General features: G+C 35.3%; 5 protein-coding genes. 4 read left to right on the top strand and 1 reads right to left on the bottom strand.

All coding sequences use genetic code 11. From position 1 onward, the window contains the following. Window positions 1-683: 683 nt before the first annotated feature. Entirely contained in the window at window positions 684-6,314 is a 5,631-nt protein-coding gene (locus Q4500_RS10460) for a PKD domain-containing protein (RefSeq protein ID WP_303599616.1), read from the bottom strand. Between the two features lie 394 nt (window positions 6,315-6,708). On the opposite strand from Q4500_RS10460, the gene Q4500_RS10455 reads away from it, so the two are divergent. The 4 genes from Q4500_RS10455 to Q4500_RS10440 form a co-directional block, all read left to right on the top strand. After that, the gene (locus Q4500_RS10455; RefSeq protein WP_303599615.1) at window positions 6,709-8,649 is read left to right on the top strand and encodes a nucleoside-diphosphate sugar epimerase/dehydratase; all 1,941 of its coding nucleotides are present in this window, start codon (window positions 6,709-6,711) and stop codon (window positions 8,647-8,649) included. Window positions 8,650-8,684: 35 nt separating this feature from the next. Continuing rightward, on the top strand, window positions 8,685-9,455 hold the full coding sequence (locus Q4500_RS10450) for a polysaccharide biosynthesis/export family protein (RefSeq protein ID WP_303599614.1): 771 nt from the start codon (window positions 8,685-8,687) through the stop codon (window positions 9,453-9,455). Window positions 9,456-9,476: 21 nt separating this feature from the next. After that, window positions 9,477-11,855, top strand: coding sequence for a tyrosine-protein kinase (locus Q4500_RS10445; protein ID WP_303599613.1), 2,379 nt, complete (start codon window positions 9,477-9,479; stop codon window positions 11,853-11,855). A 186-nt stretch (window positions 11,856-12,041) separates the two neighbouring features. Continuing rightward, a partial coding sequence (locus tag Q4500_RS10440; protein ID WP_303599612.1) for a galactose oxidase-like domain-containing protein occupies window positions 12,042-14,872 on the top strand: 2,831 nt, incomplete at its 3' end.

The raw sequence follows: 14,872 nt of genomic DNA, 5'->3' as shown, positions 1-14,872 counted from the left end.
ATATACGTTGAAAAACCTCAATTTGGTTGTCTGAAATTTTATTAATGATTAGTAGGGTGTGACATTAGTGCATTATACTTTTTTGTTGTACCATGCATACTAATAGCCCTATCAGTAAAATCGGATGTTTTAACTGGGGTAGCGGTGCTATTGCAATATACACTAGAATTACTTGTGTAAATTAAATTAGGAGCTTTAGTTGTCTTGCAGCCCAATTACATATTGAAGAAACCTTCAATGTTGCTATTTATATATTTATCAAGATGTTCTAGACTTAATTGTATTCCTGCTTGTGCTGCAAGATTGCAAACGATATCAATTTTTTTTTGGATGCATTATTGAAGTCAATGTATCTTCTAAATTACATTTGAAAAATTTAGAATTGTTGTAAGTGATACTTTCAATGAAATTGGTGTCGTCTTTAATTTGATTTCTTTGAATACCACGTTCTGCTAAACTCGCGAGTTTTAAATTAACATCATAATAGATGTTTAAATTATCGAGACAAATTACATGTTGCAAAGATTTAAATAAATAAAAATGTGGTAAGTGATTGATAGCCTATAAAGCCAGCAGCACCAGTTACAAGTATTTTCAAAACCTTTAAATTTTGTGAGATACAAATGTAACTATTGCCGTAACAAAATACTTTGTTACGGCAAGATTAATAGAAGTTAATTGTGCTAATTAGCTTTTATGATTTTTTTATACGTGAATTCGTTTGTCTCTACTCTGGTAATTTCTATTAAATATAAACCATTGGACAAAAATGAAACATCAATTGCAATTTCTTCAGGATGATCTTCATTAACAATATTTTGAAATACCAATTTCCCATAAGAATCATAAAAACCTAATGCTATTGATTCATCCATAAAATCAGATAAGTTGATATTTAGATTTTCATTGCCTACAGGATTAGGGTATACTAAAATATCCTTTAAATCAACATTATTAAGGGTTGTCTTGGTGGCTGTAACAGTAATTGTTAGATTGGCAGTAGCTGTTACCCCTTCTTCATCTGTTAATGTTAATGTTACTTCATACGTGCCTATTGCATTGAATGTATGAGTGGTTGTTATACCATTTCCTGTTATGCCATCACCATAATCCCATGCATACGAGCTAATACCTTTATCATCTGAAGAGCCTGATGCATCAAAAGTTACAAGTAAAGGTGTTTCGCCATTTAATGTGTCAGCAGTTGCCAATGCAACCGGAGCTAAATTGGTAGTTTCATTTGTAGTTACTGTAATTTCTATGCCAACAGTATCGGTAAGACCTTCTGTATCAGTTACGGTTAAAATTACATTATAAATACCCTCTGTTTCAAATGTATGTGATGTTTCGATTCCAGTACCTACTGAAGAACCATCGCCAAAATTCCATGAATAAGAGATGATTTCATTATCATCTGAGGAAGCAGTGGCATCAAAATTAACGGTTAGGGGAGATTGGCTATTAAGTGGATCCGCTGTAGCTATGGCTACTGGAGCTTGATTTTCAGTTGTTGCGGCAATAACATTGATTTCTAATGTTATAATGTCTGATAAACCTTCTTCATCGGTTACTGTAAGTATAACCTCATATATTCCTTCTTCAGTATACGTATGGGAAGCTACTATGCCCGAGCCAGTTGTTGAACCATTATCGAAATTCCATGAATAGGTCACAATTTCATTATCATCCGAAGAATCCGATGCATCGAAATTCACTAACAATGGAGCTTCTCCGATTAAAGGTGTTGCACTTGCAACTGCAATTGGTGCTAGATTACCAGTCGTAGATGGGGATACTGTAATTTCTACAGTAAAAGTATCAGTCAACCCTTCTGCATCGATTACTGTCAGTTGTGCATTGTAATCGCCAACAGCTCCATATGTGTGCGTTGTATTGATACCTGTAGTGTTTGCTGAACCATCACCAAAATTCCACGAATACGATATAATTTCATTATCATCCGATGAACCTATAGCATCAAAATCTACCACTAGAGGAGCTTCACCGCTTAAAGGAGTAGCAGTAGCCAAAGCTACAGGAGCTATATTACCTGATTCAGATGGAGTTACTATAATTTCAATAATAGAGGTGTCGGTTAATCCTTCGTCATCAGTAACCGTTAGAACTGCATCAAAAGTTCCTTCAGAGGTATAGGTATGTGATATTAATATTCCGGTTGCAATTGCAGAACCGTCACCAAAATCCCATGAATAAGATGAAATACCGTTATCATCAGAAGATCCAGATGCATCAAAATCTACTAATAATGGAGCGCTACCGGTTAACGGGCTTGCGATTGCCAAGGCGGTTGGAGCTAAATTAGTAACAGTAGTTGGTGAAACTACAATTTCTATTGTTTCAGTATCCATTAATCCCTCAGCGTCTGTAACCGTTAATATTGCATTATAAGTACCTTCATCGGTATAGGTATGTGATATAAGTGAACCTGTTTCATTTGCAGTACCATCACCAAAATCCCATGAATAAGAAAAGATTCCGTTATCATCTGTTGATGCAGAAGCATCAAAATCTACTAACAACGGAGTTTCACCACTTAATGGGGTTGCAGCGGCAACTGCAGTTGGTGCAGTATTGTCTGGAGCACTCACTGTAATTAAAATATTTCCTGTATCCGTTAAACCAGCCGAATCTGTTATAGTCAGTTTTGCTGTGAAATTACCTATAGCTGTGTAAATGTGAGAAGAGGTTATTCCACTGCCCATAATTCCATCTCCATAATCCCAGGCATAAGAGACGATAGCATTGTCTCCAGAGGAACCAGATGCGTCGAATGATACATCTAATGGTGTATCTCCTATTTGGGGTGTAGCAACAATATTAGCAATAGGAGCGCCACTAGAAGTGATTTCAATTGCTTCGGTATCAGTTCCACCGTCATTAGCTGTAACGGTTAAAACAACATTATAAGTTCCAGAATAGATGAATGTTTTGTCAACATTTATACCTGTGGCAGTTGTTCCATCTCCAAAGTCCCAACTGTATGAGGCAATGTCTGAATCATCAGTTGAATCAGAACCATCAAAATTAACTTCTAATGGAGCGCTTCCGTTGGTTGGTACAGCAATAATAGCTGCAACCGGAGGAGTGTTGCCTCCATTTTGAGATAAATTTACAATAGTCAGGTTGTCATAAAATACAGTACCAGCAATATTGGATGCATAATTGGTATAAAGCCAAATATTCAGTGAAGAAATACCGCTAGGGACAATAAATGTGTCCTCGAAATTTGTCCAGCCAGTACCATAGGTATGATCGATAAGTGCGCTATTCGCTAGGTTGTCTTGATTTACCTCAATTCTAGGTACACCGTCTGTGCCATCTGCATCTAAAGAAACTAAAATTTCATCTCCTACATTTATTCCTAAAGTGGTCAAATCTAGCTCAATTTCATGTCTGGCATAAAGTTCATTATCATCAGTGTTGACCAATCTAAGCGCGCAGTCTGAACCATTTGTATTATCTGGTGAGCCAACCGCTATTTCAACTTGACTAGATGTCCCTTTTGGTAATGTTATACCATTATCCTCATTGACCAATTGATTTGGGCAGCCATCGGTTTCATCAATAACAGTAACTTTTAAATCAAATACAGCTGTACAACCATCAGCAGTAGTCATTACAAATTGCCCTTGATTGGTAATGTCTACCAATCCGTTATTCCTTTCTGGATTGCCATAAGGAAAAACCTCTGTGTCAATTTGATATTCGTAAGTGGAGCTCCCGCTAGAGTTAAAGGTAGGACCGTTTTCTTGTGGTGTTGTTACATAATATTGATTACTGGGTGTTACCGCTCTTAAATATATGTCACCACCTTCCTGAATAGTCAGGGAGTTTCCGGTAAGCCATGTACCACTGGCGCCAATTCGGTATTGAGCTATAATATCTCCTTCGTCACAGTTGACCACATTTGGGTTGCCTGTATTGATACCTTGTTGATAATATTCCTTTATTTCAGATTCACCCAAAACTTTATTGAAAACCTTAAGCTCATCTATTTTACCATTTATTTCATCTGTTATGCCAGTAACTACAGCGTATTCAGGGAGGTTTGCTGCTGTTCTTTCGTCATAGAATCCAGAAGATGTAAAGTGTGATTGTAAGCTTCCATCATCCTTAAATGGTATGGTGCCTGCTAGTTCTTTCCATGCAATCAATTTTCCATTCGCATAAAGTTTAGCGGTATTACCATCATAGGTAGCAGCCATATGCACCCAAGTGTCCATAGGAGCACGACCTGCATAAAGGTCTACTGGTCCGTTATCAGTTATAAAAGCCCATTTGTACATGGTGTTATGAAACCCAAAAAAAAGTGTACTTACGTAATCATGACTGAATAAGCCAACGTTGGCTACTTTTCCTGTATCAGGAATGGTGCTACCTGCCGAGTTTCTATATGCCCAGCTCATAACCGTAATTTGGTCATCCAGAGTCTGTAATGATGGTGAGCTTGGAATGTCTATCAATGCATTACTATGGTGTTCAAGACCATTAAATTCGATAGCGCCGTCTATTATTCCTGTAGTCCAATTATAGTTTCCGCCATTAGTTATTATGTTTCCGTTATCATCATGTTCCACAATATTGGCATTATTGTTATAAACACTGTTGTCAGCTGCAGTTGCTCCACTGTTCTCATTGAATTTCATATCTACCACTAAATTGGTATTTGGAATTTGTAGTGGTTCAGCAGTACCTATTCTTAGCGTTTTTGAAACACTAGGAGTGCCATTGGCATCTAAGGCGAATAACATGTAATAACCTGGAGGTAAAAGATTTCTGTCCGGTATTGTTAAATTATGTGTAGTTCCTAAAGTTGTAGCTAAAGGTATACGTCTCTGTTCGTTATTGGTGGAGTGGGTTGCTGCTGAAAATCTCACTAGACTAAATGATGCTACAGCAACATCTGTGTCAACGGTTAGTACATCTCCGTAGTTAACTAATGGATTGTTATTATAAGGTCCGTCACCTAATGTATTACCAGTTACAGAAGTTATGGAAGGTCTTGTTGCCAAATCTCCTAATGGATTAAAAAGGTATGGAGGGCTATAAATTTCAGCACTGAAATGGTTTACGCAATCTAAAGTGCCATCACAAAGTCCACCGCCACCGACAAAAACACGACCGTCAGTTAATAATATTGCTACACTATGATAAGTTCTAGCCTTTTCCATTGTTGCAACGGTTTCCCAGGTTCCAGGACCACTACCTGGAGAAGGAGTGTACAATTCTGCTTCATAACGAGCACCTACATCACTAAATACAGCTCCATGATCTAGACCGCCAGTAACCAATACTTGACCTGTTGGTAGCACTGTACTGTTATGCATTGTTCGGCTAAATGCTAAATTTCCAGCACTGATTACATTGGGTGTTTGACCATAAGGCACATTTATATCGATTACATATGAATTGTCTTTTGCTGGGGTAGTGGTCATTGAACTAGCCCCATATGATTCTGCTCCACCTACTTTTAATATTTTACCAATATCAAACATGACAGTGGTACCTTTCATAGAGTAGGTGTCATCTCCTCTAATTCCAGCATCCTCTATCGCTCCTCCAGAAACATCTGGGTCGATCCAGTGCATCATTTCACTTGGACCTGCATGAAAAAGTTTTCCGTTAGGTGCAGGCCATAGCCAAACATGGTTATCTACCCTGTAATCGCCTTGGTCTTCTTTAAAAAGGTCATTTGAGGTGTAGATAGCCTCGCCTGTGATGTTAGGAAGGTTGATCCATCCTGATTCTGGGGTCCACAATTCGGCAGCTTTTCCCCCATTATTTCCTGCACCACCACTCCAAGAGCCACCGACGGTGAAGACGGCTCCATTTGAAAGAGTAGTGTTTCCTTGGTAACCTCTTGGTATGTTCATGTCTGAAGCACGAGACCAAACACCTGTAATTGGATCATAAATACTGGTACGCTCACTAGTAGAACCACCCGCAGAAAGTATACGACCATCTGCCAAGTTATTAATACCTGGGCAAAACATGTCATGATCTGTTTGGGTAACGGTCTCTCCCAACGCTTGACCAAGTCCTCCATTTAGAGTAGGGTCGAAAATTTCAGTGTAGGTCATTCCATCGCCAATTTCAACAAAAGTATTTCGAAATTGTGATGACCATGTAATTAATCTTCCGTCGGGTAAGTTTGCTACTGCAACTGGAACAATACCAAATGGAATGGGGTCGCCCCATTCACCATCTTCTGATCGTGTTTGTGATTGTATTGTTGAGCTACAACACAAAACAAATATTAATATATATAAATTGTAAAATTGTATGCGCTTCATTTTTGGTAGAATCTAAATAGTTACATTCCGGGGACATTTTTCTTATAACAAAGATACTTTTGTATAGACGAAATTAATTAACAAAACGCTGAAATCCATTAAATTGTCGATTAAGTACGTCAGGCTTTTTTTAGTCTAGTTGTGTAGAAAAACTTACTTTGGCTTTTAGTGAAATATAGTTGTAGAATATTCGTTTATAGAATGGATTTAGTAAATTTGCCTGATTGTCAGTAATTAAAGCAAAGTTATTAATGGAAATGCCTTATTTTTTTCTAACGTAAAGACCAGTTAGACGATGATAAACGCGAATTAAACGAATTTAGATTGGAATTTTTTATTTAGAAATAATCCCATTTTATATTCGTATTCCACAAGTCCAATAAAAAACAATAGAATGACCTACTTTAACTTACCTAATAATATAAACCGTTTTGCATCTAAATGGATAGTTTTGGCTATTGACATTTTGATGGTCGGTGTTTGCTTCATATTATCTTATTGTATAAGATTTAATTTAACTTTTAATTTTGATGTAAATCAATTATTGGTTCAATTACCTGTAGTTTGTTTGATTACTGCAATTTCATTTTTGATAATCGGCTCTTATAAAGGTGTAATTAGACATACAGGTGTTCGTGATGTTTATAATATATTTAATGCCATTTGTTTGTCAAGTATTTTGATGATTACCTTGGTTTTAATTAACAAAGAATTAAACATTTTCGAAAATTTTACGATACCACTTTCAATTATAATTATTTATAGTTTGCTTTCTTTTATTGGTTTAACAGCTTCACGTTTTGCTTTTAAATCTATGTATAGCGCCATGTTGACCAAGGATATAAAATTACATAAGAATGTTATTATATATGGTGCAGGTGAGTCTGGTATTTTAACACATAACGCGTTAACCCAGAACACTGTTAATAAGGTTAGAGTTTTAGGTTATATAGATAATGATAATAAAAAAGTTGGTAAGCAAATTAATGGTATAGATGTTTTTAGTAGAAGGATTCTTACCGAGGAATTCATTCTAAAAAATAACATTACTGAAATCATTTTCTCAATCAATAAAGGAATCTCTCCAAAGAAATTAAGAATTTTGGTAGAAAGATTGGTAGATTATCCTGTTGAAGTTAAAATAGTGCCTCCTGTTGAAGATTGGATAAATGGTGAACTTAAAGTGTCACAAATTAAGCAAGTTCAAATTGAAGATTTATTAGACAGAGCGCAGATTAATATTGATAATAGTAAAATTGCTAACGAACTTAATGGTAAAACTGTTCTTGTGACAGGTGGTGCTGGATCTATTGGTAGCGAGTTGGTAAGACAGATTTGTACCTATAATTATAAATCATTAATAGTAATTGATCAAGCAGAATCTGCCTTGTATGATTTGCAACAAGAACTTAAGCAGAATGGTTTTCATAATTTTGTACCTATTGTTGGTGATGTAAGGGATAAAAATAGATTAAATTCAATTTTCGAAGAGCATAAGCCTGATATGGTGTTTCATGCAGCAGCTTATAAGCATGTTCCATTAATGGAATATAATTCGTATGAGGCAATTAAAATAAACATTGCAGGTACTAAAAATATTTCTGACTTATCTATAATGCATGGGGTAGAGAAATTTGTTTTTGTTTCTACTGATAAGGCTGTAAACCCAACGAATGTAATGGGAGCTAGTAAAAGGATAGCCGAAATGTACATTAGTTGTATGCAGCAAGAAGGCAAAACTAAATTTATAACAACTAGATTTGGTAATGTTTTAGGTTCTAATGGATCTGTTATTCCTCTTTTTAGAAAACAAATTGAAAAAGGTGGTCCAATAACATTGACTCACAAGGATGTTACTAGATACTTTATGACGATTCCTGAAGCTTCCCAATTAGTATTAGAAGCCGGTTCTATGGGACAGGGAGGTGAAATATTTATTTTTGATATGGGTGAATCGGTCAAAATTTACGATTTAGCTAAGAATATGATTAAACTTTCAGGACTAAATTATCCTGAAGATATAGATATTAAGATTACAGGATTAAGACCAGGTGAAAAATTATATGAAGAGCTTTTGGCGAACGGAGAAAGTACTATGCCGACGTATCATAAAAAGATAAAAATTAGTAAGGTAAGACCTTTGGATTATCCACTAATTAGAACAAGAATAGATGAATTATGTATTACCAATATGTTCTTTGCAGGTGATCCAGTAATTCTTATGAAAAAAATAGTACCGGAATTTGTGTCCAATAATTCAGAATTATGTAAACATGATGACGCAAAAAAAACAAATGAAGAAGTTGCTCCGGCCTTAAAAATCGTTAAATCCTAAATAGTTAATCAACCTTATTATTTTAAATTTTAGATATGATCAGAAAATCAGTAGTTAAGCTTTGTAGTTTATTTATTATTAGTTCGTTACTTTTAGTTTCTTGCGCATCAAAAACAGATGTAGTATATTTTCAAAATGCAGGCGATTATGAAACTATAGTTTCAGATAATTCTCATACCAACAAGTTTAAGATTGATGATGTTGTTAGCATTAATGTTTCTACTTTAGACCCTCAAGCTAGTATGCCTTTTAATCTTTTTAAAGGAGCAGAAGAAGGTGGTTTTCGTCCAGAACAATTAGATTATATTATTGATAAGAATGGAGATATTGATTTTCCTGTTCTAGGTACGATAAAAGTTGTAGGTCTTTCTCCAGAAGAAACGAAAGAATTATTAAAAGAAAAACTTAGTAATTTTTTAAAGGATCCAATTATTAATATTAGATTAAAAAACTTTACGGTATCTGTGTTAGGTGAAGTTGCAAGACCGGGTACATACCCTGTAAATGGAGAACAAATTACAGTTTTGGAAGCCATTGGTTTGGCAGGAGATTTAACTATTAAGGGTATACGCCAAAACGTTATGGTAATTAGAGATTTTAACGGTACCAAGGTATATACAAGAATTGATTTAACCCAAAAAGAGTCTTTAAATTCTCCTGTATACTATTTAACACAAAATGATGTAGTGTATGTAGAGCCAAATAAATCTGCAATTACTTCATCTTCTCTAGATAATCGTGCAACAATCTTGGTGTCAATTGCCTCTGTGTTAATAACCTCTACGGTTCTAATAATGACTAGGTAATAATTATTACTATTAAATTTTATGGAAAAAAATAAAAGGATTTCTCTAGGGGATAGTTCTGATTTGTCAGAATTGGTTAAAGGATATTCTAAACATTGGAAATGGTTTGTTTTATCTGCTATTTTCTTTCTAATGCTTGGTGTGTTGTATTTACGATATGCAACACCAAAGTATAAGGCAGCTGCGAAAATTCAAATTTTAGAAGATAAATCTTCTTCTTCTGAATTATCGGTATTTTCTGATTTGGATTTCTTGGGTAAAGGTCAAAATAATGTTGAAGATGAATTAGAAATTTTAGGATCTCGGTCGAATTTGGTCGAAGTTGTTGACAACTTAGATTTGAATGTTGTTTTGACAGAATTAGGTAATGTAAAAAGTAGAGAAATATATACAAACAAACCTTTTAAGGTGAATTTTCTTGAAAATGACTCTATTGTAAATAACTCTAAATTAGAATTTTTTGTCGAAATATCGAATTCAACAACATTTGGTTTTAGTTTAGATAGAGATACGCCATCGAAAATTTATTCTTACGGTAAAAACATTCCTACTGAGTTAGGTGATATAGTAATAACACCGAATTTGCCATATTTTAATAATTATAAAGACAGTCAGATAAGAGTTTCTGTGAGCCCTTTATTTATGGTTGCAGAGGCATACCAAGATAAGATTGTGATGAACCCGGCAACTGAATTTTCAAATATTCTTAATATATCTCTTGAGGATGCTAATCAAGAAAAAGCAAAAGATATAATAAATAACTTAATTTCTACGTATAACAACAATGCCATAATTGATAAAAAAGCTATAGCGGATAAGACTTCTACTTTTATTAATGATAGAATTAAAGAAATTTCTTCGAATTTAGCTTCTGTAGATCAAACAGCACAAGATTTCAAGACTTCTAAAGGTGTAACTGATATACAAGGAGAGGCAAACATAGCTTTAAATGTTGGTGCAGCTAATAGACAAGAGTTGGAGAATGCAAAGACGCAATTGAATATAGCTAGTGGAATGAAGGATTATGTGAATTCAGAAACAGGATATGAGGTATTACCTTCAAACGTTGGTCTGTCTGATCCTACTATTGCAAATACAACAGCGAAGTATAATGAGTTGGTTTCAGAAAGAAATAGATTACTAAAAAGTGCTGATGAACAAAACCCAATGATTGTTAATTTAGATCAGCAACTTGATGGTTTAAAACAGAGCATGAAATCTAGTTTGAACGGGATGGAGCGGAATTTAGGGCTACAGGTTAATAGTTTATCTAGTCAAATGTCAAGAATAAATTCTAAAATTTATTCAGCTCCTAAAAATGAAAGAGAGTTTCGTGACATAACCAGGCAACAACAAACTACCGAGTCTCTTTATTTATATTTATTACAAAAAAGAGAAGAGTCTCAAGTTACCTTTGCATCAAGTTCGCCGAAGTCAAAGGTTATTGATTACGCTTATCAGGTAGGAGATGCTCCAGTGTCACCGCAACGACCAAAAGTATATTTAGCATTTTTATTTATAGGTTTATTATTACCTTTTTCAGTAATTTATGCAGGTCAACTTATGGACAATAAAATCCATAACAAAGTATCATTGGAAAAACTTATTAATGAAGTTCCAATTTTAGCTGAACTTCCTAAAATGGGTCGCAAAGAAGAAATGTTAATTAAAACTGACGATCGTTCAGTACTTAGTGAGTCACTAAGAATACTAAGGACAAACCTAGATTATTTAATCAAATCTAAAAGTGACAAAAAGAATAATGTCATATTTGTTACCTCGAGTGTGCCAGGGGAGGGTAAAACTTTTATCTCTTCTAACTTATCAATGATTTTTGCTAATACTAATAAAAAGGTTTTATTAATTGGTGGTGATGTCAGAAACCCTAAATTGTATACGTACTTTGCACAGAAAGATGTTGATAAAATAGGTGGACGTTCAAGAGGTAATGTAGACATAGGACTTTCTGAATATCTTCATGATTCTAAGATTCAAACTAAAGACATTATTAACTCAATGTTAGTGCATTCTACTACATTTGATGTTATTTACTCTGGTAAGATACCGCCAAATCCTGCCGAGCTATTGATGAGTGATAGAATGGAGACTTTGTTGTCTGAAGTATCTGAAATGTATGATTATGTTATTGTAGATACCGCCCCTATTATGGTAGTTACAGATACCATGTTGATTACAGAGCTTGCGGATCATATTATATACGTTACAAGAGCCGGAGTTACCGAAACTAAAGTTTTAGAATATCCAATTAACCTTTGGGATCAAGGAAAGTTGAAAGGGTTGGCATTTGTTGTTAATGATGTTAAAGAATCTAATCTTGGTTATGGTGGTAAATATGGCTATGGCTATGGTAAATCAGTTAAAAAGTGGTGGAAGTTTTAGGTTTAACATGATAAGCTAATCTATAACCAAGCTTTATTTTATAATTTTTAAAATCCTCGTAGTTGTACTACGGGGATTTTTTTGTTTAACGGGTAATAGTGTAGTTCATCGATATTTTATACTAAAAAAATACATTAATTAAATACTATGCTTTCTTTTGTAATTCCCCGATTATAAAAGATCAATATGTATAAATTCAATTCAAATTGGGGACTATTTTTCATTACCTCCATCTTTTTATTTATTTCTTCTTCAAGTTTTTCACAAGCTTTACATCAAGATGGTGAATGGGGGCTTCCAATACCTTTTGGTATCGTGCCAGTAGCCGTTGCTAACCTACCCGATGGTCGATTGTTGACCTGGTCGTCTCAGTTTCCAAATACATTTAACGAAATAGGTGATGGGTACACATATACAGAACTTTTTGATCCATCAGGTAATGGAGGATTGGGGTCTGCTTTAGGTATGACCTTAACAGATACTGATCATGATATGTTTTGCCCTGGTATTAACAACCTTGCAGATGGTCGTATACTTTCAGCTGGTGGTACTACGAGCGAACGTACCAGTATTTATGACCCAGTAACTAATGTTTGGACTCGCGCTTCGGATATGAACATTCCTCGTGGCTATCAAGGTAATGTCACCCTTTCTAGTGGTGCCGTTTTTACAGTTGGTGGGTCTTGGAGTGGTGGTGCAGGTAATAATGGCGGAAAAGCAGCAGAATTATGGTCACCTGAATCTGGATGGGTGAATTTACCAGGTATAACAGGTGAGGACATTTATACAGCGAATGATCTTAATCTTGAAAGTCAATTAAATCCTTTATATAGAGTTGATAATCATGTTTGGTTATGGCCGGCACCTAATGGTAAACTTTTTCATGCAGGACCTAGTGAAGAAATGCATTGGATTGATTTAGATGAACCTGGCGGCTCTATAACTTCGGCAGGTTTTAGAGCTAATGATACGTATTCTATGAAAGGTACCACTGTAATGTTCGATATTGGTAAAATTTTAAAAGTGGGTGGCGCTACTTCTTATGGAGAAAGTTTTAATAGTACAACCCCAGCTAAGAATAATACTTTTGTTATTGACATTAACGTTGATTACCCTAATTCGCCAACAGTTGTTAGTGCAGGCCATTTATCAGAGAGTAGAACAATGCATAATAGTACGGTATTACCTAATGGACAAGTGCTTGTTACTGGCGGACTCGACCGCGGTGCGGTATTTACAGATGTTGGCGCACGTCATGTAGCAGAACTATATACTCCTGCTACTGATGGAGGCGCTGGAACATGGGAAACTGTTGCGCAAATGCAAGAGGCCAGAACATACCATAGTGTTGCTATTTTAATGACCGATGGGCGTGTTTTTGTTGGTGGGGGTGGGCTTTGCGACAATCTTTTAAATGGATGTAATAACCACTTTAGTGCTGAAATTTATAGTCCACCATATTTATTTAATTCTTCTGGTAATTTAGCAACAAGACCCGTAATATCGGATGCTCCGGAGGTAGCAGATTACAATTCAAATATCACAGTTACTGCTAGCACAGTAATTACAGAGTTTAATCTTATACGTTTTTCAGCTGCTACACATAGTACAAATAACGAGCAAAGAAGAATTCCGGTGAATTTCACTGGTAACGGTACTTATGATGTTTCTATTCCAAATCGTGAACTATTACCCCCTGGAAATTATATGCTTTTTGGAATTGACAATGATGGGGTGCCTAGTAAGGCAGCTACAATTAAAATTGGTTCAGCGCTTCCTTTACAAATAACTAATGAAAATTTAATTGTAGACATGAAGTTTGAAGACGGTAGTGGAAGCAATGCAGTGGATAGTAGTATATATAATAATAATGCTACAATTGTAGAGCATGATGATAATGGAAATAGTATTTCAAGTGGAAGCAATTATAGCTGGAACTCGGGAATAATAGGAGGTGCTATAGAGTTTAATGGATTTGAACATAGTAGCAATGCACTCCTTGATATTCAGAGCTCTCCATCTTTGCAAACATTAGATGACCAAATTACAGTTATGGCTTGGGCCTATCGAAATTCAACAGGAAGTACTTCATCACCAATTACGGGGAAATTACCAAATGTTGGTATTTTCAGCCATGATTATGTGAGTACACTATTTTTTGGTTTTCACAATACCATGTACAAATGGGCGTTTGTAACCAGCAATGGTCCAGTAGACCTTTATGCTGGTCGTACACCAATGGATACATGGGTGCATATGGCAGCTACCTATGATGGTAAAACTGCTAAATTATATGCCAATGGTAAGTTGATATCGTGGAAAGCATTGAGCGGTACGATTCCTTTTAAAGATGATAATGGCCTACAATCACATTTTACTGCCTCTGGATTTTATGATAATAGAACTGCTGCCAATTTACCTAGCTATGCCAACGGTAGTGGTATTACAGATGAACTCAATGGAAAAATTGATGAGCTTAAGGTTTTTAATAAAGTTTTAGGTGAATCTGAAATTAAAGAATACTACCAACAAGGAATTAATACTGGTAACCCAGACGTAGTAATCTGTGCCACAGAAGACATTATAGCTCAGTACCGTATTGGGATTAGTGGTCATTGGCAAACTGGAAATTCATTAAGTATTGAGGAAGGTGGAGATATATACCTAAGAGCTGTAACATCAAGTAGTCAATATTATATTACTACACCCCAAGAAAATGGACCTACATTTGATTCAGGAGGAAACGAAAATTATGTTTATAAAATAGATACCGGAGTTTTTAAAGGAAATAATCCTAAAAGGAATGATGGCTTAATTGATATCTCTAATCAAGGTCAATTTGTTATGACTACGGCAAATGGTTGTACCGCTGTTTTTGATTTACAGGTAATTATTGTTGATGAAACAGATGGGTGTTCTAATCACCTGACGAACGACACAGCAGGTATTACCTTGCCATCGGGTAGTATGGTGGGCGGTCCCGATACGGTATTGGGTACATCTATAGTTACTAACGG

This window comes from Maribacter sp. 1_MG-2023 (genome assembly GCF_030547005.1).
Lineage (GTDB): Bacteria > Bacteroidota > Bacteroidia > Flavobacteriales > Flavobacteriaceae > Maribacter.
The sequence above is the reverse complement of the archived record's forward strand: the minus strand, read 5'-3'. Positions and strand labels throughout refer to the sequence as shown.